The sequence below is a fragment of the Vibrio sp. 2033 genome (genome assembly GCF_033339735.1).
Map to the genome: position 1 here is coordinate 660803 of NZ_JAWOVC010000001.1, position 24959 is coordinate 685761.

Sequence of the window (24959 nt, forward strand, 5' to 3'; positions counted from 1 at the left end):
AGCAGCAAAGATCTATACGAACAACACAGTGGCCTTTACGCAAAAACAAAACGCAAAAAAGGCAGCGATATCGCTGCCTTTTTACATTACTTAGATCGTACGTTTTTATGCTTTCGCTTTTTTACGCTTATCAGTGACTTCCCACTTACCGTCAACAAAGAGCGCTGTCCAACCAGATGGTTTGCCATTCTCTTCCGAACGAACGTAGTTCTCTTTTGTTTTGCGACTAAAGCGTACAACTGCAGGACGACCATCAGGATCTTCTTGCGGTGCGGTCGCTAGGTATTTGAACTTCTCAGGTAAACGCTCTTCAAAACGTGCCAGTTCAGCAACCAAAGGAGCACGTGTCTCGCGCGATTTCGGGAAGTTGCTTGCCGCCATAAATAGACCTGAAGCACCATCACGAAGTACGAAATACGCATCTGAGTTTTCACATGGCAACTCGGGGAAATGAACAGGATCTTCTTTCGGGGGCGCGACTTCGCCATTCTTCAAGATCTTACGAGTGTTCTTGCACGTTTCGCTCGTACAATCCATGTATTTACCAAAGCGACCGTTCTTAAGCACCATATCAGAGCCACATTTGTCACATTCAACAACTGGACCATCGTAGCCTTTTACTTTGAACTCGCCGTATTCAACAAGGTAGCCTTCACAGTTCGGGTTATTACCACAAACATGCATCTTACGCTTGTCATCAATCAGGTATGCGTCCATCGCTGTTTCACAGATCGGACAACGCTTTTTAGCACGAAGAGCTGCGGTTTCAACGTCTTCTTCTAGAACGTTAATAATACCTTCTTCGTCACCCAAGTTGATGGTTGTCTTACAACGCTCTTTTGGTGGTAACGCGTAACCTGAACAGCCTAAGAACACACCTGTTGAAGCAGTACGGATGCCCATTGGACGGCTACACGTCGGACACTCGATATCTGTCATGACGATGTGGTTTAACTTCATACCGCCTTCTGACTCATCCAGCTCCGCTTTTTCAAGATCGCCAGTAAAATCAGCAAAGAAGTTGTCTAACACAGCTTTCCAGTTCACTTCACCTTCAGCGATTTGGTCCAATTTCTGTTCCATACGCGCAGTAAAGTCGTAGTTCATCAAATCGTTAAAGCTGTCATCAAGGCGGTCAGTAACAATTTCACCCATTTTTTCAGCGTAGAAACGGCGCTGATCAACTTTCACGTAGCCACGATCTTGAATCGTAGAAATGATCGATGCGTAAGTCGACGGACGACCAATACCTCGTTTCTCTAGCTCTTTAACCAGTGCTGCTTCAGTGTAGCGCGCAGGTGGCTTTGTAAAGTGCTGTTTAGGGTCAAGTGACTCTAAGCTTAGCTTATCGCCAAGTTGTACCGCAGGAAGGATTGTATCCTCGTTTTTGCCCATTGGACGCTGTACACGAGTCCAGCCGTCAAATTTAAGGATACGGCCTTTCGCTTTAAGCGTGTATTCTGCCGCTTTTACACTGATGGTTGTTGAATCGTATTCTGCTGGCGTCATTTGACACGCTACAAACTGATTCCAAATCAAAGCATAAAGTTTGTGCGCATCAGCATCGACACCTTGCAGGTCTTCCGCCTTAACACCCACATTTGAAGGGCGGATCGCTTCGTGCGCTTCCTGTGCCCCTTCTTTGCTACCGTACGTCAATGGTTTCGCTGGCAGGTACTTATCACCAAACTCAGAACCAATAAAGTCACGTACAGCGTCCACAGCCTCGGCACTTAGGTTAGTCGAGTCCGTACGCATATAAGTGATGTAACCGGCCTCATAGAGGCGCTGAGCTAGCATCATGGTCTTTTTCACGCCGTAGCCCAGACGTGTACTTGCTGCCTGTTGAAGCGTAGAGGTGATGTAAGGTGCTGAAGGCTTGCTCTTTGTAGGGCGGTCTTCACGCTTACATACTTCGTAACTTGCATTCTCAAGTACAGACATCGCTGCTTTGGTTTCTGCCTCATTAACTGGCTTAAACGCAGAACCGTCTTTCTGAGCAACAAGCAGTTTAAAGTCCACTTTGTCTTTCGTTTTCGTATTCGCATGAATGTCCCAGAATTCTTCTGGTACAAACGCGTTAATCTCACGCTCACGCTCAACTAACAATTTCACCGCAACAGACTGCACTCGACCAGCAGATAAGCCACGAGCCACTTTTTTCCAAAGTAGAGGTGAAACCATAAAACCAACGACACGGTCCATGAAGCGACGTGCTTGTTGGGCATTTACACCATCCATGTTCAGCTCGCCAGGTGTCTGGAAAGCTTGTTGGATCGCGTTTTTCGTAATTTCGTTAAAAACTACACGTTTGTATCGCTCTTCATCGCCACCGATGATCTCACGAAGGTGCCATGCGATTGCTTCCCCTTCGCGGTCCAAATCGGTTGCGAGATAAACGCAATCTGCGTCTTTGGCGAGTTTTTGTAGTTCGTTGACAACTTTTTCTTTGCCTGGAAGGATTTGGTAATTCGCTTCCCAGTCATGATATGGGTTAATCCCCATCTTTTTGATCAACGCTTTGCGGTCTTTCTCTTTTTTAACGCGCGCTTTCTCTTCCGGACTCATCCCTTTAGTTGAGATGGCTGCGGCTTTTTTCTCACCAGTGCTTTGACCGGCCGTAGGCAGATCACGCACATGACCAACACTAGACTTAACAATAAAGTCTTTACCAAGGTACTTATTTATCGTCTTTGCCTTGGCTGGTGACTCTACTATAACGAGTGATTTACCCATAACTGACTCTAACGTCCTTCATAATAATGCGGGTAGAAACCTTGTTTAAAGGCCACCCGCATAATGTTCTATTTCATTGCTTCTTTTTTTACTATTGTGCGAGATGAAAAGAAGATCAACTGCTTTTTTGAAATTCAGATCCGATTGGTTGACAATTCATCGTCTTTATACTTCAAAGAGACAGGGTTCTGAAAGGTATTGAGCGGCATATCTAAACAGGCAAACTTAGCATCCGCTAATCCAATGCAATAAATTTTGTTACCCATCACAAAATAGTTTGGTTCAATGCTCTGCCATCTTCCTCCGCATCATGCTTATACTCTAAAAATTGATCTGTTTAGTCTTACTGAACGATTGACTGAATTAATCATGCAAACCCATTTTAGTTGTAGGTATACTCAGCGTTCTTAACTGAATAGGATGGTAGAAAGAATATGTCTGATAGAACGTTTATCGAAGAGTTCGACCTTCTTTTGATCGCTAACCAAATCATCCAAGAGCACGATGATTACATCGAGGGAATGCGAGCAACAAGTGTAGAAGAAAAAGAAGGTGTTTTAGTTTTTAAAGGTGAATACTTCCTTGATGACAAAGGTTTACCAACTTCAAATACGACTGCAGTATTCAATATGTTCAAATACTTAGCGCATCACCTTTCTAAGGAATTTACGCTGGTTAAATAGTATTGGGAAACAAAAAAGCCAGAGTGTTATTCACTCTGGCTTTCCTGTTTCAGGTCAGAATATTTAGCAGCTTAAAGCCTTAAGTTTGTCGAAGTAGTCAGGGAACGTTTTCGACGTACACTTTGGATCGTTAATCGTCACAGGCGTATCACTAAGTGCCACCAGCGAAAAACACATCGCCATTCGATGATCATCGTAAGTATCAATCGCAGCATGCTTTAACTGAGAGACAGGTTTGACGATGATGTAGTCTTCCCCTTCTTCCACTTCCGCACCAACTTTACGTAACTCAGTCGCCATAGCTGACAAACGGTCTGTTTCTTTTACACGCCAGTTATAAACGTTACGAATAGCGGTAGTGCCTTCGGCAAATAACGCTGTTGTCGCGATGGTCATTGCAGCATCAGGGATATGGTTGTAATCCATATCAATGCCTTTTAATTGACCAACACGTGAAATTACGTAGTCATCACCCCATTCAATTTCTGCACCCATTTTTTCAAGCGCATCAGCAAATTGAATATCACCTTGAATGCTGTTTTTACCGATACCCGTGACTTTAACTTCTCCGCCTTTGATGGCTGCCGCCGCCAAGAAGTAAGAAGCAGAAGACGCGTCACCTTCAACCAAGAAATCACCTGGAGCGATGTATTGCTGACCGGCTGGGATCACAAACTCTTGATAGTCGTTGTTGATCACATCGACTCCAAACTGCTTCATGATATGCAGGGTGATATCGATATAAGGCTTAGAAACCAAATCGCCTTCGATGTTGATGCGAATTTCACCTTCAGCCAATGGCGCAGACATTAAGAAAGCGGTCAAGAACTGACTTGAAATGGACCCATCGATAGAAACTGTACCTGCTTTTAGGCCAGTACCAATTATTTTGAGAGGCGGAAAGTTCTTGTTTTCCATGTACTCAACGTTCGCACCAGCATCTTTCAGTGCCGTGACAAGGTGACCAATTGGACGCTCTTTCATACGAGGTTCGCCCGTCAGTACATACTCCCCTTCTCCAAGACAAAGAGCCGCAGCTAATGGTCGCATCGCAGTGCCAGCATTGCCGAGAAATAATTCTACTGGTTCTGAGACAGAAAACGGACGCCCAAGGCCTTCAACGAGACATTCTGTTTTATCTTCGGAAAGTTGGTATTGAACGCCTAGTTTAGTCAGCGCATTCAGCATATGACGAATATCATCACTGTCGAGGAGATTAGTAAGGCGAGTTCTGCCTTTAGCAAGAGCAGCAAGTAAAAGAGCTCGATTAGAAACGCTTTTAGAGCCAGGAAGGTTCACTTCCCCTTGAATTTTATTGATAGGTTGTAACGTTAGGCTTTCCATTAAAAGTTGATAATCCTTTGTGCCCTCAACATACGATTTTTTATGAGGGCTAAACAATTCTTCGTGAATTCAGACTACCCAAAAAAACACGACAAAACCAGAGTAAATCGGCGCTAATTTATGAATATCCTCAAGCAGCCTAAAGATACAGAATTAAAGGCATTGCCAGCGATGTAAATAAGAGCGAAAGAAGCACGGCGAAACAGCAAACTATTTCGACTTGATTTGACAATAAGCCAGCCCGACTGTACATGCCTGATTAAGCTTCGTTAGGCTAAAACAACCTAGGGTTAATAAGTGATATCAACCCTGACTCCATCATCAAAATATAAAATACGAACTTCATCCCCTCGACTAAATAACATATTTTTATCAACATCTTGGATGACATTAATTAGCTTATCACCCTTCACTTTGATGAGTAGCTCAACTAACTTATATTCAACCGTGTATTGGTAATTACTTTGGTTTTGAGCAACTGCGGCACCTGCAAGCGCACCCACTGCCGTCGCGACTTCTCTTCCCGTACCGCCACCAAATTGATTACCGACTAAACCACCGATAGTGGCACCAAGTAGTGTCTTCCAACCGTTACTTTTCGATTGAACAACCTCTTGTTGAGTAATATAACGGACAGAGTCAATCTTCCCGTAAACTACTTCATTAACTGGCTTGGCAACATTTCTTTCATAGGCTGCGTTGGCGACAAGTGGTAAAAACAGTATGATCCCAAGCCATACTTTTACGATATTTCTTAACCAGGTCATCATAAACTCCTCTGACTCCAATGTTGGTAACGACTTCTTATGGCTATTTATTTAACTGAACTCGATGAAACGTTCAACTTTCCCTCACCCTATAAAGCACTCAGCGACCCCAATGGTTTGCTGGCTTTTGGTGGTGACTTAAACCCCATGAGAATCCTCAATGGTTACTATCAAGGCATTTTCCCTTGGTATGGTCCTGGTGAACCTATTTTATGGTGGAGCCCTTCTCCGCGCGCTGTGTTTGACCCATTGCAGTTTAAGCCATCTAAAAGTCTCAAAAAATTTCAGCGTAAACATAACTATAAAGTAACACTCAATTTCGCGACAGAAGAAGTGATTAGACTATGTTCTTCAACACGCCCTGCAGAGGAAACATGGCTCAACGAGGAAATGCAAGCTTCCTACATTGAGTTAGCCAAACTTGGTCACTGTCACTCTGTAGAAGTATGGCATGACAACAACCTGATTGGCGGACTATATGGCATTTGCGTGGGCCAACTTTTTTGCGGAGAGTCGATGTTTAGTCTAAAAGATAACGCATCCAAAATTGCATTGTGGTACTTATGCAACCATTTGGCGTCAAAGCAAGGTCAATTAATCGATTGCCAAGTTATGAATTCTCACTTGGCATCACTTGGCGCATTTGAACTTGAGCGTGACGAATTTATGCAAAAACTACTATCTTTAAGAGAAAAGCAAACACTATTTGATGCCTATCAGCCCCAAGTTTTGCAGGATTCAGTATGAGTACGGATATACAACATATTCGAATAGGGTTGACGAATAATCACCCTTGTAGTTATTTGCCTGAACGGCAAGAGCGGGTTGCGGTGGCGCTTGATGAAAGGCTGCATACTGAAGAAAATTACCAGTTGCTCATGGCTAACGGTTTTCGTCGTAGCGGAGATACCATATATAAACCGCATTGCGAGCATTGCACCGCTTGCCAGCCAATTCGAGTATCGATTCCAGACGTTAGATTATCAAAAAGTCAGAAGAGGCTGCTTAATAAAGCACAGTCTTTACGCTGGGAAATGAACCCTGAAATGGATGAGGAATGGTTTGAGCTTTACAGTCGGTACATCTGCAAACGGCATAAAAACGGCACTATGTACCCACCAAAGCGTGATGAGTTTGCTCGATTTGCTCAAACGAGCTGGCTGACAACGTCGTTTTTACACATTTACGATGAATCAGATCAATTGCTCGCCATTGCAGTGACAGATTTGATGCCACAATGCTCGAGTGCTTTTTATACTTTTTTTGACCCTGACTACGAGTTATCTCTTGGCACGTTAGCAGTGCTTTATCAAATTAAATACTGCCAAGAAAACAAACAACAGTGGCTATATTTGGGATATCAGATTGATGAGTGCCCAGCAATGAGCTACAAAACACGCTTTCAACGCCACCAAAGGCTAGTAAATCAGCGTTGGCGAGGGTAGAATACGCCTCAACTTTACATAATTACTATTTAGCGGCAGAATATAGCCCGCTAATATTGCCTAATTTCTAAAGAGGATTAAATGGCTAAAGAAGACGTAATCGAGATGCAAGGCACAGTCCTTGACACTCTACCAAACACTATGTTCCGTGTTGAACTTGAAAACGGTCACGTTGTGACTGCTCACATCTCTGGCAAGATGCGTAAGAACTACATCCGTATCCTAACGGGTGACAAAGTAACTGTAGAGATGACTCCATACGACCTGTCAAAAGGCCGCATCGTCTTCCGCGCTCGTTAATCTCTGATTTTCGGATGCAATAAAAAACGGAGCAAGCTGCTCCGTTTTTTATTGCATAATTTTTCCGATTTAGTTCAGATAAAAAAGCGCACGATCTTCTCGTGCGCTTTTGCGTTTGTTACCGACTAACGATTAATGCATCGCTGTCTCTTTCTCACTTAAGTATTCAAACTCAAGCGTATCGTTGACCAGCGTTACTTTCACTGTACCGCCGTCAACTAAAGATCCAAACAACAGTTCGTTAGCCAAAGGCTTCTTAAGCTGTTCTTGGATAACACGCCCCATTGGGCGAGCCCCCATAGCTTTGTCATAACCTTTATGTGCTAACCAATGGCGAGCGTCTTGCGATACTTCCATTGAAACGCCTCTCGCATCAAGTTGCACTTGCAGTTCGACAATGAACTTATCAACCACTTGATGGATAACGCTTTCATCAAGGCTGTTAAACCAGATGATGTTATCAAGACGGTTACGGAACTCAGGAGTAAACACCTTCTTAATTTCCGCCATTGCATCATGACTGTTGTCTTGTTGAATCAAACCAATTGATTTCTTCTCGGTTTCCGCCACTCCTGCGTTAGTTGTCATAACAAGAATGACATTACGGAAGTCTGCTTTGCGACCATTGTTGTCCGTTAGCGTACCGTTATCCATGACTTGCAACAGCAGGTTAAAGATATCAGGGTGCGCTTTTTCAATCTCATCAAGTAATACGACTGAATGTGGGTGCTTAATAACAGCATCAGTTAGCAAACCACCTTGGTCATAACCGACATAACCAGGAGGCGCACCAATTAAGCGACTTACGGAGTGACGCTCACCATACTCAGACATATCAAAACGAAGTAGCTCGATACCTAGAAGCTTAGATAACTGCACCGTCACCTCTGTTTTACCAACCCCTGTTGGGCCTGCAAACAAGAATGAACCAACAGGTTTGTTGTCTACACCTAAACCTGCACGTGTCAGCTTGATCGCCTCGGATAATGCATCAATCGCATTATCTTGACCGAATACCAACATCTTCATTTTGCTATCTAAGTTTTTCAAAATGTCTTTATCTGAAGAAGAAACCGACTTCTCTGGAATTCGCGCCATTTTGGCAACCATTGATTCGATATCAGCCACTCCGACCGTTTTTTTACGACGGCTTGCAGGAGCAAGACGACTACGAGCACCAGCTTCATCAATGACATCAATGGCCTTATCTGGTAGATGGCGTTCATTAATGTATTTAGCCGACAGTTCTACCGCGGCACGCAGTGCTTTATTGGTATAACGTACTTCATGGTGAGCTTCGTACTTCGGCTTCAAGCCCATCAAGATTTTAGTTGTATCATCCAATGAAGGCTCTACAACGTCTATCTTTTGGAAACGGCGAGACAACGCACGCTCTTTCTCGAAAATGTTGCTGTATTCTTGGTATGTCGTCGAACCAATACAACGCAACTTACCGCTACTTAAAAGAGGCTTAATAAGATTTGCTGCATCGACTTGACCACCAGATGCCGCGCCTGCACCGATGATGGTATGTATTTCATCGATGAACAAAATGGCATCTTCTTCTTTTTCAAGTTGTTTCAAAATCGCCTTGAAGCGTTTTTCAAAATCACCGCGGTATTTGGTACCAGCGAGCAAAGAGCCAATATCTAGTGAATAAATCACGCTGTTTTGAATAACCTCAGGGACCTGCCCTTCGACAATTCTCCATGCAAGACCTTCCGCTATGGCTGTTTTACCAACCCCTGCCTCACCCACTAGTAGTGGATTATTCTTGCGGCGTCGACAAAGTACCTGAATAGTGCGCTCTAACTCTTTATCACGTCCAATGAGTGGGTCGATGTTTCCATCTTTAGCGACTTGATTAAGATTCGTCGCAAAGCTTTCTAAGCGTTCTTCAGAATTAGGCTCTTCAACACTTTCTGAGCTAAACGAGTCTGATGATGAATCCTCACCTGCACCTGATGCTTTAGTAATACCGTGGGAGATGAAGTTAACAATATCTAATCGGGAGATGTCATTTTTCTTCAGAAGGTAAGCGGCATGCGACTCTTGCTCACTGAAGATAGCAACAAGCACGTTGGCGCCTGTTACTTCATTACGACCAGACGACTGTACATGAAAGACGGCGCGTTGTAGTACACGTTGAAAACTCAAAGTCGGCTGCGTTTCACGCGTCTCATCACTATCTGGGATAAGAGGCGTAGTTTGATCGATGAAAATATCGAGTTCGTTGCGTAAAGCGTCAAGATCCGCCTTACAAGCTAGAAGGGCTTCCTTAGCTGCATCATTTTCCAACAATGCAAGTAGGAGGTGTTCGACAGTCATAAACTCGTGGCGTTTATCTCGCGCCCGAGCAAATGCACCGTTAAGGCTTGACTCTAGTTCTTTATTTAGCATAAGTACCTCCCGAAAAAACAACTGGGGTTGTTCGAGCAAGTCTTCTTTGTTTACGCTTGCTCCATAGTGCAAAGTAGCGGATGTTCATTTTCCCTTGCGTACATCGTAACTTGCGCTACTTTTGTCTCGGCAATTTCTGCGCTGTATGTGCCGCAGATTGCCTTTCCTTCATAGTGGACCTGAAGCATGATTTGAGTTGCTTTATCAATATCATGTGAGAAAAATCGCTCAAGCACCTCTATGACGAAATCCATAGGTGTATAGTCATCATTATTGAGTACGACATTGTACAGCTTAGGTGGCTGGACTTTCGTACTTTCTCGCTCCAGAAGATCAGAGTCCGGAGTGACCCATTCAAAATTTTTACTCATGGCAATCTAAAGATATCGTATCAAAGGGTTGATGTTTTCGACCTATAAAAACAATCTACCACAAGCATGCAGCGCGGTGTAGTGAGTTATGGCACCGAATTCGATCTTTGATCGATAAAAGTTGCTACCTAATATAGAGACTAATGCACGTCTTGATACGGCGCAAATAAAAGATGCTTGTCGATAAGTTACACATTTTTTCTTATAAAAGAACTTTCTATTTATTGCTTTCGGACTATTGCAAACCGCCCCATCATCTTCTACCTGGATCACACTTCCTCATTGAGAATACGGTAATTATCACGAAAACTTCATTTTTTATTCAGTCAGAGGATTCTTCTACCATAAGCAACACGGACAGTATGGCTTTTTCAGTATGAACCACTTCATAGGCAAATTGACTAAACTTCTGCGTATATACGAAAAACTGTTTGCAAATTTGTTAATCTCAAAAGTGATTTGTTTTCAATTATGTTTCTGTTTGTTGCTCACTGCTATTGACTGTCGAAATTCATTGACTACAGTGGAAAGTGTCGATGCATAAATCATCATTTTGAAACCTCTCTTCTTTAAGTGGTTTGATGAATGTGACTTATCATTGATTTGACGTTTGTTGGCATTCGCTGACAATGGTAGTACCAAGTTAAAGGTATAACTTGGTTGCAGTAACAACATCAGTAAAAAATGCATGAGGGATGTAAAGCATGGCTACAGGTACAGTAAAGTGGTTTAACAATGCCAAAGGATTTGGGTTTATTTGTTCAGATGAAGAAGAGGGAGATATCTTTGCCCACTACTCAACTATCCAGATGGACGGTTATCGTACACTGAAAGCAGGCCAACAAGTCTCTTACGAGATTGAAAAAGGTCCCAAAGGCTGTCACGCGAGTAGCGTCGTGCCTCTTGAAGGCCAAGCCAAATAATTAGAGCGCTGTCGAAATATAAAAATATTGCTCTCGAAACGTCAAGTTGATGTTTTGAAGAGAAAAATAAACCCGCCAAGATAGCGGGTTTCTTACTATTTAGAGCACGTGTTACAAAAGGAACACTTACAACGCACTTACAGGATAGGAAACACGCCGAAAACGACGTGTTTTTTAACACTAACTTACTTGTTAATGATTGCGTTAAAGGTTTCGCTTGGACGCATCAATTTAGAAACCAATGCATCGTCTAGTAAGTAGTAACCTCCTAGCTCACCTTTCACGCCTTGCGCATTATTTAGCTCAGCAACGATCGTTTCTTCCTGCTCTGACAGCGCTTTTGCAATTGGTGCAAATTCAGCAGCAAGATCCGCATCATCCGTTTGCTCTGAAAGCGCTTTCGCCCAGTAAAGTGCAAGATAGAAGTGGCTTCCACGGTTATCTAGCTCACCCACTTTGCGTGACGGAGATTTGTTGGTGTCTAAAAACTCACCGGTCGCTTTATCTAGTGTATCTGCGAGAACCTGAGCCTTAGGATTGTTTGTCACTACACTTAAATGCTCTAACGAAGCTGCAAGCGCTAGGAACTCGCCCAAAGAATCCCAACGAAGGTGATTCTCTTTTTCTACTTGTTGAACGTGCTTAGGAGCAGAACCACCAGCGCCTGTTTCAAATAGACCACCACCATTCATCAATGGAACAATAGATAGCATCTTAGCAGACGTACCTAACTCTAGAATTGGGAACAAGTCTGTTAGGTAGTCACGAAGAACATTACCTGTAACAGAGATAGTATCTAGGCCCGCTTTCATACGCTCTAGTGAGTACTTACAAGCTTCAACAGGAGATAGGATCTTAATCTCTAGACCGTCAGTATCGTGATCTGGTAGGTAGGCGTTTACTTTCTTGATGAGCTCAGCATCGTGCGCGCGGTTTTCATCTAGCCAGAATACAGCTGGAACACCTGTTGCACGTGCGCGAGTCACTGCTAGTTTAACCCAATCTTGGATTGGTGCGTCTTTAACCTGACACATACGGAAGATATCACCTTCTTCAACCGCTTGCTCTAACAGTACGTTACCTGAAGCATCAACAACGCGAACAGTACCCGCAGCGTCTAGAATGAATGTCTTGTCGTGAGAACCATACTCTTCAGCTTTCTGAGCCATTAGACCAACGTTAGGTACGCTACCCATAGTGGTTGGATCAAATGCGCCGTGCTCTTTACAGAAATCAATAACCGCTTGGTAAATACCTGCATAGCTACGATCTGGAATCATCGCTTTGGTGTCTTTTTGTTTACCATCTGGTCCCCACATTTGACCCGAAGAGCGAAGCATTGCTGGCATAGAAGCATCTACAATAATGTCACTTGGTACATGTAAGTTTGTGATACCACGATCAGAGTCAACCATCGCAAGTTCTGGTTGAGTTTGGTAAACCGCTTGAATGGCCGCTTCAATTTCTGCTTTTTGCGCTTCAGGTAGAGACTCAATTTTTGAGTAAACATCACCGATGCCATTGTTTACATCAACGCCTAGCTCTTCAAACAGCTTACCGTACTTATCGAAAACGTCTTTGTAGTAAACTTTTACGGCATGGCCGAAAATGACAGGGTCAGAAACTTTCATCATCGTCGCTTTCATATGAAGAGACAGCAGCACGTCTTGCGCTTTCGCTTCAGCAATCTCTTTCTCGAAAAATTCAACCAACGCCTTCTTCTTCATTACTGAAGTATCAATGACTTCTTTATCTAGTAATGGGAACGCAGACTTAAGCTCTTTAACTGTACCATCATTACCGACAAACTCGATTTTGACCTCTGTTGCACCAGAGATAGTTGTAGACTTTTCGCTACCAAAGAAGTCATTGTCTGACATGCTCGCAACATGAGACTTAGATTCTGCTGACCATGCACCCATTGAGTGTGGGTTTTTCTTCGCGTAGTTCTTAACCGAAGTCGGAGCACGACGGTCTGAGTTACCTTCACGAAGTACTGGGTTAACCGCACTACCTTTGATTTTGTCGTAAGCCGCTTTAATCGCTTTCTCTTCGTACGTGCTCGGCTCTTCTGGGTAGTTTGGTAAATCGTAACCTTTCGCCTGAAGCTCTTTAATCGCCGCTTTAAGCTGAGGAACTGAAGCTGAAATGTTAGGTAGCTTGATGATATTTGCTTCTGGAGTTTGAGCTAGTTCACCAAGCTCAGTCAACGCATCGCCAATGCGCTGTTCTTCTTTTAGATGCTCTGGGAAGTTAGCGATAATTCGACCTGCTAGTGAAATATCACGAGTATCTACATTGATGCCAGACGATGCTGTGAATGATTGAATGATTGGTAGTAATGAATAAGTTGCTAGCGCCGGCGCTTCATCAGTGATGGTGTAGATAATTGTAGGTTTTTCTGTAGGCATGAAATTTCCCTATTTTTTAATCAACTTGTTGGCTGATCAACTCAGCGTCTGAGTTGGTTTAATTGACGCATTGCTGCACGTTAGCAGTACATGTCTCCTCACTAACGCCACATGCGGTTCGCACTCTTTGTTGTAGTTTGAAGCTCTAAGCTCTGAATCCATGAGTGCACTGATATAATTAAACAAATAACACGAATTAGTCTATCATTCTGTGCGCGTTTGTTAGTTTTAGGCGCGCAAATCATATCCGATCATGAGAAAACTTAAAACTTTCAAACACAGTTCATTTACATTTTTGCAGGGTAGTTAACATGTCATCTCGTACAGGTCAGGAAAAAGGTCGCAGTCGTAACCAGTCTAAAACGGACCATTTTAAACACTCAGGAGCTCGCAATGGCTCGAAGACTCGTACTCAGCAAGACCGCCGCCCTAATCGCCCAACAAAAAGCCAAAAGCCAAAAGTGGCCCCTAAAGATCGTAAAGTCATTATTTTCAATAAGCCTTACGATACGCTCAGTCAATTTACCGATGGCGATGGTCGCAAAACGTTAGCGGACTATATCCCAATCAAAAATGTCTATGCGGCTGGCCGATTGGACCGAGACAGCGAAGGTTTGATGGTACTCACTAACGATGGCATCTTGCAGGCGAAGTTAACGCAGCCAAAGTCAAAATCGCCGAAGACTTATTGGGTTCAAGTCGATGGCGCTCCTCAGGAGCAAGATCTTGAAAAATTGAGGAAGGGAGTAGAGCTAAAAGATGGTATGACTCTACCAGCCGAAGTTGAAGTTATTCCAGAACCACAAGTCTGGGACAGAACTCCTCCGGTTCGTTTTCGCGCAAATATCCCTACCACTTGGTTAGCCATTACCATTATCGAAGGAAGAAATCGTCAGGTGCGTCGCATGACTGCGCACATTGGCTTCCCTACTTTGCGCCTCATTCGTCATTCGATGGGTGATATCGTCCTTAACGACCTAATGCCTGGTGAATGGAGAGAAATCTCTCTCTAATAAGCAGAAAAGATAAAAGCAGGCTTAAAGCCTGCTTTTTAGATTCGTACTTTTTCAGTTAAGCCCTATCTAATGAACTAAGGGATTACTGCTCAGCAAGCCAGTTTTTAAATGCCTCTTTTTCCGCCGGAGACGCTTTCTGGTACATAGTCTTTAATACATCAACCATTGGGCTGTCGTTCGATGCGGCTGTTGAACGGGTATCACTAGTCTCAACTCGAGGCTCGATATCACTTACTGATTGTTGATGCTGATTCACAGTTACATAACTAACGGCAACACTCGCGATACCGCCAGCAATATTGTAGTTACGAGATTCTTGAGGGTAATTACGACCAATTTGAACACCATCTGACTCTAATACATCTTCGACCAAAGCAATAGGTTGGCCTTTGGTATCCAGTAATTGCCAATCTAGAGGCGAGATGTTGTTTTGCGCTTGGCGAAGAGTTTTAAACTCTGGCAGTTCAAACGTTAGCTTTTCGTTTTCAGCATCAAATTTAGCAACGATTACATCACTGTAAACCGTCTTAAGGTTTTCGTTAATTTCGAATGTAGGTTGATATTTGAAGACAATTTGATTCGTTCCGTCAGGTAGTTCGATTGTCTTCTCACTAGAAAAAAGACCACCTTCTAGATCTGGCTTCTCCATGTTGACGGCCAATAACTTCACGTCTTCTGGAACCACTAAAGTCGTTGCAGCGTAGAGGTTTGTACTGGCAAAAATAGACAGTGCCATTGCCACTTTTAATGATAACTGCATAGAATTTTTCATCCTTATCTTCATATTAAAAGACCCAGCATATAGCTGGGTCTTACAATATCAAACTGGGTATTGATTACCAGTAGAAACGAGCACCAACACCGAAGTTAGTTGCGTCGTCTGTGTCTTTGTTGTCGAAGTCAGTACCTTCGAAAGTGTAACCCGCTTCTGCGAATACACGTGCCCATTTAGAGAACTTGTATTCAACACCAGCGTAGAACCAAGAAGAGTCTGCGTCTACTTTACCTGCTTCGTCAGTAGACTGAGCTAGGTACTCGTAACCAGAGTATAGAGTTGTTTTAGGAGCAACAGCGAACATACCAGCTACAACGATGTAGTGTGAATCAACTGTTGATTTACCTAGCTTATCTTCGTTTTCGTTGTAGTAGTACGTAGCACCTAGAGTGTGCTCGTTTAGTGCGTACTCAGCAGTTACTTCAAAAGATAGGTTTTCGTTATCAGTACGCTCTGTGTGAGAAACTGTTTGCTCTACACCATTAAGAACTAGTTTTTTCTCTTTAGTTACGTTGATGTCGTTGTTCGCAGTAAGTACACCAGCGTGTAGAGATAGGTCGTTGAAAGATTTACCAACGAATACTTCTAGTACTTCTTCGTTAGAATCTTTTTCGCCTAGCGCGTAACCAGCTTTTAGCCAGAATGCGTCATTTTCGTAAGCGTATTTGATTTGAGAATCGTTGTTCCAAGCGTGACCGTATGCAGTTTCCGCTGCGTTACCACCGAAGAAGTAAGAGTAATCTGCGAAGTATACGTCATCAGCCCAAGTACCTTCTTTACCGAAGCGAAGAGTACCCATATCACCCATATCAAAGCCGATGATGTGGCGACGTACGTATACAGAGTCATCTGTACGCTCGCTTGAATCAGCACCTGCGTCGTAGTTGTCACCTAGAGCAACACCGATTTCAACTTCACCCAGAACTTTTAGGCTTTCGTCAACAACGTAAACCGCGTTCACACCAGTACGAGAAGAGCTAGTGTTTAGCTCTGCTGTGTGATCAGTTTTTTCTGTGAATAGAAGAGTTGGACGTAGCTGACCGTAGAAATCTACAGAACCTTCTTCAGATTTGAATACTTCAGCTGCGTTCACTGAAGTTGCAGACGCAACTACAGCTAGTGCTAATAGAGTTTTTTTCATAATTAATCCACTGCCTTTTCTTAGTTCGGGATATCCTTGTCCGGTTCCCTTTTTTATATGTTTGAGGTAGAGCGTTAACAAAACGTTATACAGCACCTCCTCAAAATCTGGAGCTAAGAGTGCAAAAGATTATTCTGGCTGTCAAATTTTCTAAATACCAATGTAAAAAAAACAAAATACCATTACAAAACAACAGCTTAATAAGTTTACCTTTATTTATTCGACGAACATCTAACCAATCCCCATTATTATTTGTAATTTACAAAATTATTAACAAATGGTTTTTTAATCCAATAAGTAAATTTTAAAAAAACAAAAAAAGAATAAAAACCTACAAATCAGACCAAGTTGGAGTTTTATATTTTTCATATAATGAAATTAATTTCATTAAGATAAGGTTCAATATTTTTTTGTGAAGGAGATCTACATTCCTTATAAAAGCATTCCGTTTTGTGAACTACTGTACAACTAGTGATGTGTGCTACTATTCGCCTCCAACGCATTTGAGGCCCGTATGCTGACCAGTAACATTCAAAAATCGATTCGTAATAGCTATCAAAACCTTCAAGATCAACTTGATAACTTTGTGCCTAGAAGAGCACAAAACTACCTTGTTGCAGAGATTGCAAAAACGCTGTGCGGTCAGTATCACAAATCTAACCGAATACTCGTTGCAGAAGCAGGGACTGGAATTGGTAAATCGCTCTCTTATCTAATGGCGACCATTCCCGTGGCTGTACATAACAATAGGAAAGTGGTTATCTCAACGGCGACCGTCGCTCTGCAAGAGCAGCTCATAAATAAAGACCTCCCTCTTTTTCGTCGGATTACCGACCGAGAGTTTTCTTTTATTTTGGCAAAAGGCCGTCAACGCTATTGTTGTGCAGAAAAGCTCGCCACTGCTAGCGGTGCTGATGGTGGCCAGTTAGCCATGTTTGAAACCAAACCTAAGCAAAAAGATATAGAGCTGTTAGAAACAATGCATCGCTCTCTTGCGCAAGGTAAATGGGACGGTGACCGTGATTCTTGGCCTAAACCCATCGACGATAAGCTTTGGCAACTGATTGTCAGTGATAAACACAGTTGCAATAACAGTTTACCAGGCCACCGCGGCTGCCCATTCCAAAAAGCGCGCTCAGAGTTGGATAAAAACGATGTCATCATTGCTAACCACTCTCTCGTCATGGCAGACGCAGATTTAGGTGGCGGCGTGATTTTACCTGAGCCAGAAAATACAATATACGTCTTCGACGAGGCACATCACTTACCTCACGTCGCTCGTGACCATGCTTCAGCATCTGCGAGTTTAAAAGGCGCGGCAGCATGGCTTGAGAAGTTAAATCAGTCGATTAGTAAGTTTTCATCACTCGCAGACGAGAAACGCGTAGCTCGATTTCGCAACGACCTTCAAGACGCGGTTCAGAACTTGATACCGGCACTGACTCAATTGCCCAAACAGTTCGACCCAGCTCAATTTGAAGAGGGTATCTACCGCTTCGAACACGGTGAACTACCTGAGTGGCTAGAGAACCAATCCAAAGAACTAAAACAGTTCAGTAAAAAAGCAAATCAGAGTGTGGCAAAAATTGCCGACCTTATTGCGGAAAGAGTAAAAGACGGGGAGCTTGCGACAAGGTTGGCTGAACCAGCGCTTGCAGAGCTCGGTTTCTACATTCAAAGGTTAGAAAACCTAGCGCAAGTATGGCATTTAATGGCTGAACCAACTCGTGAAAAAGGTGCGCCTTTAGCTCGCTGGTTAGAAACCCACCCCGATCGCGAGGGTGATTTCATTGTGAGTGTTTCGCCACTTGAAATTGGATGGCAACTCGACCAACAGATTTGGAGCAGATGTATTGGCGCCATTTTGGTTTCCGCAACGATGCGTGCATTAAACTCTTTCCATTACTTTTGCCATCAGGTTGGTATTGATGGAAAACCAGAATCAGGCACTCAGTTTTTAGCGCTTGCGTCACCATTCGATTACCAAAACCAGGCAGAATTGCTCATCCCTGCGATGAAATATGAACCACCAGCGCCTCAATTTACTGAATATCTTATCGAGATATTGCCTAAGTACTTGGAAGACAAGAAAGCCAACTTAGTATTATTCTCATCCTATTGGCAGATGAACCAAGTCGCGAAGGCACTCTCTTCGGAGTTCATAAAAAAAGGCTGGGCGTTGCAAGTTCAAGGTGAAAGCTCACGTCAAGAAATTCTAAAAAAACATAAAAAATTAATAGAATCAAATAAAACCAGCATCTTATTTGGTACTGGCAGTTTCTCTGAGGGGCTAGATTTACCTGGCGAATTACTTGAAAACTTGGTGATTACAAAAATTCCATTTGGTGTTCCAACCTCCCCTGTTGAGCAGGCTCATTCCGAATACATCGAGAAAAAAGGAGGAAACCCGTTTATGCAAATAACTGTACCTGACGCAAGCAAAAAGCTGATCCAGAGCGTAGGTCGCTTACTGCGTAAAGAGAGAGATTCTGGTAGAGTAACGATTCTTGATCGACGCCTAGTCACTAAGCGATACGGACAAGCCTTAATCGACTCACTACCTCCATTTAAACGTAAAATAGAATATTAGAAGAATCACCATTTATGGAAATGATTGAGCCAACCATGCTGTTGGTGTTGGCGCTTGTCGCTTTTGTCGCAGGATTTATTGATGCAGTTGCCGGTGGTGGTGGCATGCTTACCGTACCTGCTCTACTTTCGCTAGGCTTGCCGCCTCATATTGCACTAGGCACCAATAAACTTGCCGCTACCTTTGCTTCTTCTACTGCAGCATTTACGTACTACAAAAAACGTCTATTCAAACCTCAATGCTGGAGGCGCGCATTCGTGGCAACACTCGTCGGAGCGACATTAGGTACGCTATTTGTAGATGCGATTAGTACGGATTGGCTGGAAAAAGGATTGCCGCTTGTTATTTTGGCGGCAGCGTTGTATACCGTTTTTCATAAAACACCCCACTCTGCTCATCAAAGTCCAATACCCGAGCCTTGCCCCAAACTTCATAAAAAACAGTACATACAAGGCTTATCAATCGGATTCTACGACGGACTCGCAGGGCCTGGAACTGGGGCTTTTTGGACAGTAAGTTCAATGGCGCTCTACCGGCTGAATATCTTGCTCGCCTCTGGCTTAGCAAAAGCAATGAACTTTACCAGTAACTTTACCTCTTTGATCACTTTTGCATTCCTCGGACATATCAACTGGGTGCTAGGCTTAACAATGGGAGTATGTTTAATGGCTGGTGCTTTTGTTGGCGCGCACTCCGCTATTAGATTTGGTTCTAAATTCATTCGTCCTGTATTTGTTACTGTCGTCAGCATACTAGCCATTAAATTGGCTTATGACGCATGGTTTGTAGGTTTGTCATGAACATTTCTCAACTCCAGGAAAATCTAGAACAAATGGCGAAGCAAGCCGCTGTTCTTGACCGTCAAAGAGGCGAACATCATGTTCCGCTTTTTGATGAGCGTTTATTTGGTTGCCGCTCTCGCTTACTTACTCCTTGCGTAAAAGAAGCAAAAGCGACGCTGGATGCGATTGTGCATGAGCAAAATGAAGGTAAGCTCACCGCTTTGCGTGCTGAGTACCTCACTGAACGGTTAGTGGCGCAAATCGGTGCGATTCAACGCGAGATTTCTACCACTAAAATTCGTAAGAATGAAATCAAACATAGCAGCCATTTCCGCAAGCCTATCAACGTGCTTTATCAAGAACTCGCTCAACACCAAGAGTGGGCAAGACGCTTGCGCGAGATGGTGTTAGAAAAAGAACGTGCTGTCGAAAGCGCTCCTAGTTTTATGCGTGCCGACGCTCAAAAAGTATTACTAGCAACCGAGCAACGTTTAGCGCGTTGTGAAGCAGCACTTCTTAAGCTAGAGAACCAAATTACACATAGGGAAAAACATCAATAATGGCTGACCAAACAACCTCGCCTTTAGATGACGCACCTGAAGAGATCAAACTGGCTGTCGATTTAATCTATTTGCTTGAGAGCAATGAGATAGATCCAGAAGTTGCGCTTAACGCTTTAAAGATCGTGCAAAACGACTTAGAAAACAAATTAAAAGCAAAGTAGCTCAGAGCGTTTCAATCCTTTCACCGAGACTCATTTTCAGTGCTCTTACACAATGATACTATTCATAAAAAAGTACGCCCCCAAAAGGATAAATAATGAAAGTAATCAGCTTTAACATCAATGGACTACGTGCGCGACTGCACCAACTCCAAGCGCTAATCGACAAACACCAACCTGATGTGATTGGTCTTCAGGAAATTAAAGTTCACGATGAAGCATTCCCGATTGAAGCTGTCGAAGCCATGGGCTACAAAGTGTATTTCCATGGTCAAAAAGCACATTACGGCGTAGCAATGCTTTGTAAGCAAGAGCCTCTACACGTACAAAAAGGGTTCCCGACGGATAACGAGGAACATCAAAAGCGCATGATCATGGCAACGTTTTTAAATGAAAACGGCGAAAAGGTCACTGTGCTAAACGGCTATTTCCCTCAAGGGGATAACATCAGCCACGAAACCAAATTCCCATACAAGCGCCAATTCTATAAAGATCTGATGACCTACCTAAACGATCATCACAATAACGACGAGCAATTGATTGTTATGGGTGACATCAACATCAGCCCTATTGATGCAGATATCGGTATCGGCGAGCCAAACCGTAAACGTTGGCTAAAAACAGGTAAATGTTCATTCCAACCTGAAGAGCGCGAATGGTTGAAAACCTTACTAGACTGGGGCTTTGTGGACACCTTCCGTAAGCTATACCCAGAGGTGAACGATCAATTTTCGTGGTTTGACTACCGTTCTCGCGGTTTTGATGATAACCGTGGCCTACGAATTGATGTCATTTTGGCAACCCCTTCTCTAGCGGAAAAGTGTATTGAATCTGGTATCGACTATGAGCTTCGTGGTATCGAGAAGCCTTCAGATCACGCACCAATCTGGTCAACATTTAAGTAATATATTGCAAAGCTATAAGCGAGACTCAACGCTAAGCTTAGTCCAATAAAAAGGGAGACTCAGTCTCCCTTTTTCATACAAATTACCACTTAATCACTAATTCAGCGGCCAAACCGTTTGACCATCAATAGTTATCGGTGTTTGAGCAAATTCGTTCAGACAGTAGCCTGTATTACTACTTGCAAAGTAAGTGAGCGGCATCGGCGGTAGATTCAGCGCCACAACCTGCTGTTTCGCTTTTTCTGTGAACGAGAACCCCCACATATCGAGATAGTTAGTCATATCTCGCTGAGAGATGTTGCTCAGAGCAATAAGTAACCAGTCGTTGTTCGAGATGCTATTTGCTTCTTCCCGAGAGTAGTTGGCGAAACCAATGCTCAATCGTCTCTCATCCCAAAGCGCATCGTCCGATTTTAAGCGGTTAAACTCACGTTCAATCAGGTGCAAGCGCGCCAATAAATGCCAACCATTTTTAAGCACACCTTCATGCTGCGCCGCCATCATCATTTGAATGTAAACACGAGCGCCCCAACTCCAACTGGTTTGATTTTGCGCAGCCATGTATGCGTTTGGATCCGCTTGAGTTCGGCTAGCTTGCAATAATTCAAACTGGCCTTTGAAATCCAAGGTTTGGCAAGTTGAAACTTTCCCCGTATTCTGGAAGAAACGAGACTTACTATAATACGAGTAGTAATTGGTCGTTGAATGCCCTTCCCAGCCTGAAAATCGGAATCGACCTTTTTCTAAACCATGACCAAGCTCATGTAAATCACCGTGACCGAGTGGGCTGAATGACCAGTAAGCATCGTAAGGGTTACCCGAACAACCATAACCACACGTCGCTTGGTCAGCGTTCATGTGCTTCACTATATCAATATTGGCGATTTCCCAACCTTGGTTTTGGGCGTATTGAATAATTTCAGGCACTTCATCTATGCCCGGCCCTTGGAAACCTGCCAGCACATGCGGGTAGTTGTGAACATATTCTTCTGTTGCAAGCGCCATTTCCGAAGGGGTAGACCACATTTCATCGTTGACCGACTCCAACATTTTGTCGCGCTTTGAGTGTACTTCAAACCCAGGAGTGATCAGCTCAGCCCAATCGAATAAATTGGCTTCTAACTGTTGAATAAAAGCGTCGTTGTCCTTCTCACTTCTCCAAACTGGATGCTGTGCCACATGATTAAATTTCAGTTCAACCGGAACATCATTTTTGTCAAAGTGAACCTGTACTGGACCACCATAAGGAGAAGTCAGCGTGATGGTTTCACCCGGCTTCACTTCATAGCCGAATGAAGTCAGCAGTTTTGGTCGCGTGTATCCATCTTTGCTGAACTCATGAGTTGCACCACTTCTTAAAGTGTTGATGACAATCTTAGTCGCCACATCATTGCTGTCATTACGTTTAACCGTAAAGGTTTCCCCAGGAAGCGCATACACACCAGCCGAACGGAAGTTACGCTTTGATTCCATATTAATCGTTGCACTGATTCTCTTTATGTCAGGGCTAAACTCACTACGGCTGAAGTTCCCCATATTTGGTTGTTTTGGGTTTACGCTTCGGCTGTTGTATTGCACGTAATCGGCAAAGTACGACTTTAGGAATTCGGTCGTTTGGGTTGATTGTTTGTCCATCGGGAAGACAACCGTTTGACGATAATGATCAGCCAGCAATACCATGAGTTTTTCGTATTGGTAGCCGTTTTGATTAAACAAATCTACTTTTAGTTCATCAAGCTTTTGCAACCAATGGCGAATGCTGTTTGCCCCTGCATAAAATTGACTGTCCATATTCGCAGTGTCAGGGCAGGATTTGTCATCACACTTTGACAAGTCAACGTTGAAATTTTGAGATTCAAAACGAGACAACAGCGCTTGTTGTGTGATGACAGAGTCCGGCACAACGTTCATCAACGATGAAGGTTCCCAGTCGACCAAGCCTAACTTACGCCAATAGTTATCTCCCACATAATCAACATGGAATTTTTCCAAAATGTCTTGGCCAAGATCAGTTAGTCCTCCATCCCAATGCAGGTATAGAACAGGAATTTGGGCTTGCTCAGCGTATTCCAAAGCTTCGAGTACTGGTTTGTTGGTATCTCCAGATTGCAGATGCTGTGACAAGATCAATAAGTTTGGAGTATTGGTTTGCAAGCAGTTAAGTAGCTTCGAACCATCGCATAGGTTGGCCTCGTTAAACGCCAACTCTTGTGAAACATTGTCTTTCAGCCAATTCCGAGTCGCTTGCTCATCCGGAAAGTAATAAGACTGATCCATTTGCGCGATGACGACGTTTGAAGTAACTCCGCCCGACAACCAAGTGACCAGGTTACTTAACCATTGCGTCATCGCAGAGTTGGAAGAGTCGGGAAAACGTTGTGCCGTTCTAAATGGGTTACTCCCTAATAGTGCGTAACGTTGACCATTAGACTTTTCCCCGGCAACGCCAATTGACAGAGCTTGATCTTTGTAACCGCTTGCCATGGCCTTATTGGTCATCAAGATGGTGTCGTTGAAGCCATACTGAGGTGCCAAGATCGCGGCATCATGGGTTGGATCCCAATAAAGACCTGAAAGGTTTTTCGCAATTGCAGATTTGATCGTATTCGACTGCATCTTGTGAGCTTCTACAACCTGACGACTTTTACGAATGAATTCGCTCGGGTCAGAAACGAGCAGTGCATTACCAGTTTCAAGAGCTTGTTGAACTGGAGCTGGCGTTGGTTTTACTTGAGCATTAGGTTGTGATTCTCCCTCTCCCCCACCACATCCTGTGGCTAAGGCGGCAATGCCCAACGATAGAATTGTTTTTTTCATTTTTACTTACTAAACAATGAGTTTACCGAATGTTAATGTAAGTTGATGAATAATAAGAAAGAGTCTTTTACATCGACTGAAAAAATAGGAATGAAGATAACAAAATTATCAAAAGCAATAGCACCCACTCCGATGCTATTGCCTCTATTGATAATTAGCTTAAAGGACGCAGATAAGCTAAGAAACGCTTCTCTGCCACTTTGAAACACCACAAGATCATAAACGTCAGTGCCATGTAGAACAGCCCCGCCGTCAGGAAAGACTCAAATGGTGCATAGTAGCGCGAGTTAACTAGACGCGCAGCACCAGTTAAATCCATGATGGTAACGATGCCCGCGACTGCACTTCCGTGCAGCATAAATATGACCTCGTTGGAATAAGCGGGTAATGCTCGACGCAATGCACTCGGCAAGATAATACGTCTGTATGTCATAAACTTACTCATGCCATAGGCTTTCGCAGCTTCCACCTCACCTTTCGGCAAACCATTAATCGCACCACGAATAATTTCTGCGGTGTAAGCCGATGTATTCAGAATAAAAGCGACCAAAGCACAGAACCAAGCGTTCTCCCACAAGGTATCTTTCACAGGGAAAAACTGATCCATGCCGTAGTAAATCAAATACAGCTGAACCAATAGCGGCGTTCCACGGAAAAAGTAAATGAATCCCCAAGAAGGTAAGCTTAGAGCGTAATTGGTACTATTGCGTGCCACGGCTAATGGGATAGAGACACACAAGCCAATAACCAACGCTAATCCCACTAACCAAACTGTTGTCCAAAGTCCCTGAAGATAAGTTGGAAAGCTTTCAATAATCAAAGAAAAGTCCAT

General features: G+C 43.5%; 21 protein-coding genes. 11 read left to right on the plus strand and 10 right to left on the minus strand.

Going from position 1 to position 24959, the window contains the following annotated elements; translation table 11 throughout:
• Nucleotides 1-105 precede the first annotated feature (105 nt).
• Nucleotides 106-2736: a type I DNA topoisomerase gene (gene topA, locus R7P74_RS02965; protein WP_225473790.1), complete on the minus strand. Its 2631-nt coding sequence runs from the start codon at nt 2734-2736 to the stop codon at nt 106-108.
• 434 nt (nt 2737-3170) lie between these two features.
• On the opposite strand from topA, the gene R7P74_RS02970 reads away from it, so the two are divergent.
• Nucleotides 3171-3419, plus strand: coding sequence for a YciN family protein (locus R7P74_RS02970; RefSeq protein WP_005387884.1), 249 nt, complete (start codon nt 3171-3173; stop codon nt 3417-3419).
• Nucleotides 3420-3482: 63 nt separating this feature from the next.
• On the opposite strand, the gene aroA is transcribed toward R7P74_RS02970, so the two are convergent.
• Both aroA and R7P74_RS02980 read right to left on the minus strand, forming a co-directional pair.
• Nucleotides 3483-4763, minus strand: coding sequence for a 3-phosphoshikimate 1-carboxyvinyltransferase (gene aroA / locus R7P74_RS02975; protein WP_318122672.1), 1281 nt, complete (start codon nt 4761-4763; stop codon nt 3483-3485).
• A 290-nt stretch (nt 4764-5053) separates the two neighbouring features.
• Complete coding sequence (locus R7P74_RS02980) at nt 5054-5530, minus strand: glycine zipper 2TM domain-containing protein (protein WP_005378348.1); 477 nt, start codon at nt 5528-5530, stop codon at nt 5054-5056.
• A 39-nt stretch (nt 5531-5569) separates the two neighbouring features.
• On the opposite strand from R7P74_RS02980, the gene aat reads away from it, so the two are divergent.
• From aat to infA, 3 genes are all read left to right on the plus strand, one after another.
• On the plus strand, nt 5570-6277 hold the full coding sequence (aat, locus tag R7P74_RS02985; RefSeq protein ID WP_005387881.1) for a leucyl/phenylalanyl-tRNA--protein transferase: 708 nt from the start codon (nt 5570-5572) through the stop codon (nt 6275-6277).
• Nucleotides 6274-6975 carry an arginyltransferase gene (locus R7P74_RS02990; protein WP_225473788.1) on the plus strand — a complete coding sequence of 234 codons (702 nt, stop codon included), beginning with the start codon at nt 6274-6276 and terminating at the stop codon, nt 6973-6975. Before aat ends, R7P74_RS02990 begins: the two co-directional genes overlap by 4 nt.
• An 81-nt stretch (nt 6976-7056) precedes the next feature.
• Entirely contained in the window at nt 7057-7275 is a 219-nt protein-coding gene (gene infA / locus R7P74_RS02995) for a translation initiation factor IF-1 (RefSeq protein ID WP_001040192.1), read from the plus strand.
• A 132-nt stretch (nt 7276-7407) separates the two neighbouring features.
• On the opposite strand, the gene clpA is transcribed toward infA, so the two are convergent.
• On the minus strand, nt 7408-9675 hold the full coding sequence (gene clpA, locus R7P74_RS03000) for an ATP-dependent Clp protease ATP-binding subunit ClpA (RefSeq protein WP_005387879.1): 2268 nt from the start codon (nt 9673-9675) through the stop codon (nt 7408-7410).
• 50 nt (nt 9676-9725) lie between these two features.
• Nucleotides 9726-10046, minus strand: coding sequence for an ATP-dependent Clp protease adapter ClpS (clpS, locus tag R7P74_RS03005; RefSeq protein ID WP_005378419.1), 321 nt, complete (start codon nt 10044-10046; stop codon nt 9726-9728).
• Between the two features lie 704 nt (nt 10047-10750).
• On the opposite strand from clpS, the gene cspD reads away from it, so the two are divergent.
• Nucleotides 10751-10969: a cold shock domain-containing protein CspD gene (gene cspD / locus R7P74_RS03010; protein ID WP_005378407.1), complete on the plus strand. Its 219-nt coding sequence runs from the start codon at nt 10751-10753 to the stop codon at nt 10967-10969.
• Between the two features lie 185 nt (nt 10970-11154).
• On the opposite strand, the gene R7P74_RS03015 is transcribed toward cspD, so the two are convergent.
• The gene (locus tag R7P74_RS03015) at nt 11155-13380 is read right to left on the minus strand and encodes an NADP-dependent isocitrate dehydrogenase (RefSeq protein ID WP_225473787.1); all 2226 of its coding nucleotides are present in this window, start codon (nt 13378-13380) and stop codon (nt 11155-11157) included.
• A gap of 311 nt (nt 13381-13691) precedes the next feature.
• Here R7P74_RS03015 and R7P74_RS03020 point away from each other — a divergent pair, with 311 nt between their 5' ends.
• Nucleotides 13692-14393: a pseudouridine synthase gene (locus tag R7P74_RS03020; protein ID WP_225473784.1), complete on the plus strand. Its 702-nt coding sequence runs from the start codon at nt 13692-13694 to the stop codon at nt 14391-14393.
• 85 nt (nt 14394-14478) lie between these two features.
• Here R7P74_RS03020 and R7P74_RS03025 read toward each other — a convergent pair whose 3' ends face one another.
• Together R7P74_RS03025 and R7P74_RS03030 are read right to left on the minus strand one after the other, a co-directional pair.
• Complete coding sequence (locus R7P74_RS03025) at nt 14479-15156, minus strand: DUF2057 family protein (RefSeq protein WP_017634732.1); 678 nt, start codon at nt 15154-15156, stop codon at nt 14479-14481.
• Nucleotides 15157-15232: 76 nt separating this feature from the next.
• Nucleotides 15233-16312: a porin gene (locus tag R7P74_RS03030; RefSeq protein WP_005378424.1), complete on the minus strand. Its 1080-nt coding sequence runs from the start codon at nt 16310-16312 to the stop codon at nt 15233-15235.
• Nucleotides 16313-16826: 514 nt separating this feature from the next.
• Here R7P74_RS03030 and dinG point away from each other — a divergent pair.
• The 5 genes from dinG to xthA all read left to right on the plus strand — a co-directional run bounded on the left by dinG (nt 16827) and on the right by xthA (nt 21310).
• Nucleotides 16827-18902, plus strand: a complete 2076-nt coding sequence (gene dinG / locus R7P74_RS03035) for an ATP-dependent DNA helicase DinG (protein ID WP_053303240.1) — start codon at nt 16827-16829, stop codon at nt 18900-18902.
• A gap of 14 nt (nt 18903-18916) precedes the next feature.
• A complete protein-coding gene (locus tag R7P74_RS03040) occupies nt 18917-19702 on the plus strand; it encodes a sulfite exporter TauE/SafE family protein (protein ID WP_138940022.1) in 786 nt (261 codons plus the stop codon).
• On the plus strand, nt 19699-20244 hold the full coding sequence (locus R7P74_RS03045; RefSeq protein WP_225473782.1) for a primosomal replication protein: 546 nt from the start codon (nt 19699-19701) through the stop codon (nt 20242-20244). Before R7P74_RS03040 ends, R7P74_RS03045 begins: the two co-directional genes overlap by 4 nt.
• Entirely contained in the window at nt 20244-20408 is a 165-nt protein-coding gene (gene rsmS, locus R7P74_RS03050; RefSeq protein WP_137281831.1) for a pleiotropic regulatory protein RsmS, read from the plus strand. Before R7P74_RS03045 ends, rsmS begins: the two co-directional genes overlap by 1 nt.
• A gap of 95 nt (nt 20409-20503) precedes the next feature.
• Nucleotides 20504-21310 (plus strand): exodeoxyribonuclease III, encoded by an 807-nt coding sequence (xthA, locus tag R7P74_RS03055; protein ID WP_005378433.1) that lies wholly within the window; start codon nt 20504-20506, stop codon nt 21308-21310.
• A gap of 96 nt (nt 21311-21406) precedes the next feature.
• On the opposite strand, the gene R7P74_RS03060 is transcribed toward xthA, so the two are convergent.
• Together R7P74_RS03060 and R7P74_RS03065 are read right to left on the minus strand one after the other, a co-directional pair.
• Nucleotides 21407-24127, minus strand: coding sequence for an ImpA family metalloprotease (locus R7P74_RS03060; RefSeq protein ID WP_225473780.1), 2721 nt, complete (start codon nt 24125-24127; stop codon nt 21407-21409).
• A 154-nt stretch (nt 24128-24281) separates the two neighbouring features.
• Nucleotides 24282-24959 carry an ABC transporter permease gene (locus R7P74_RS03065; protein ID WP_005378435.1) on the minus strand — a complete coding sequence of 226 codons (678 nt, stop codon included), beginning with the start codon at nt 24957-24959 and terminating at the stop codon, nt 24282-24284.

Coding starts and splice junctions, on each gene's coding strand:
- topA (WP_225473790.1), bottom strand. CDS start 2,736: ATGGGTAAATCACTCGTTATAGTAGAGTCACCAGCCAAGGCAAAGACG.
- R7P74_RS02970 (WP_005387884.1), top strand. CDS start 3,171: ATGTCTGATAGAACGTTTATCGAAGAGTTCGACCTTCTTTTGATCGCT.
- aroA (WP_318122672.1), bottom strand. CDS start 4,763: ATGGAAAGCCTAACGTTACAACCTATCAATAAAATTCAAGGGGAAGTG.
- R7P74_RS02980 (WP_005378348.1), bottom strand. CDS start 5,530: ATGACCTGGTTAAGAAATATCGTAAAAGTATGGCTTGGGATCATACTG.
- aat (WP_005387881.1), top strand. CDS start 5,570: ATGGCTATTTATTTAACTGAACTCGATGAAACGTTCAACTTTCCCTCA.
- R7P74_RS02990 (WP_225473788.1), top strand. CDS start 6,274: ATGAGTACGGATATACAACATATTCGAATAGGGTTGACGAATAATCAC.
- infA (WP_001040192.1), top strand. CDS start 7,057: ATGGCTAAAGAAGACGTAATCGAGATGCAAGGCACAGTCCTTGACACT.
- clpA (WP_005387879.1), bottom strand. CDS start 9,675: ATGCTAAATAAAGAACTAGAGTCAAGCCTTAACGGTGCATTTGCTCGG.
- clpS (WP_005378419.1), bottom strand. CDS start 10,046: ATGAGTAAAAATTTTGAATGGGTCACTCCGGACTCTGATCTTCTGGAG.
- cspD (WP_005378407.1), top strand. CDS start 10,751: ATGGCTACAGGTACAGTAAAGTGGTTTAACAATGCCAAAGGATTTGGG.
- R7P74_RS03015 (WP_225473787.1), bottom strand. CDS start 13,380: ATGCCTACAGAAAAACCTACAATTATCTACACCATCACTGATGAAGCG.
- R7P74_RS03020 (WP_225473784.1), top strand. CDS start 13,692: ATGTCATCTCGTACAGGTCAGGAAAAAGGTCGCAGTCGTAACCAGTCT.
- R7P74_RS03025 (WP_017634732.1), bottom strand. CDS start 15,156: ATGCAGTTATCATTAAAAGTGGCAATGGCACTGTCTATTTTTGCCAGT.
- R7P74_RS03030 (WP_005378424.1), bottom strand. CDS start 16,312: ATGAAAAAAACTCTATTAGCACTAGCTGTAGTTGCGTCTGCAACTTCA.
- dinG (WP_053303240.1), top strand. CDS start 16,827: ATGCTGACCAGTAACATTCAAAAATCGATTCGTAATAGCTATCAAAAC.
- R7P74_RS03040 (WP_138940022.1), top strand. CDS start 18,917: ATGGAAATGATTGAGCCAACCATGCTGTTGGTGTTGGCGCTTGTCGCT.
- R7P74_RS03045 (WP_225473782.1), top strand. CDS start 19,699: ATGAACATTTCTCAACTCCAGGAAAATCTAGAACAAATGGCGAAGCAA.
- rsmS (WP_137281831.1), top strand. CDS start 20,244: ATGGCTGACCAAACAACCTCGCCTTTAGATGACGCACCTGAAGAGATC.
- xthA (WP_005378433.1), top strand. CDS start 20,504: ATGAAAGTAATCAGCTTTAACATCAATGGACTACGTGCGCGACTGCAC.
- R7P74_RS03060 (WP_225473780.1), bottom strand. CDS start 24,127: ATGAAAAAAACAATTCTATCGTTGGGCATTGCCGCCTTAGCCACAGGA.
- R7P74_RS03065 (WP_005378435.1), bottom strand. CDS start 24,959: ATGGACTTTTCTTTGATTATTGAAAGCTTTCCAACTTATCTTCAGGGA.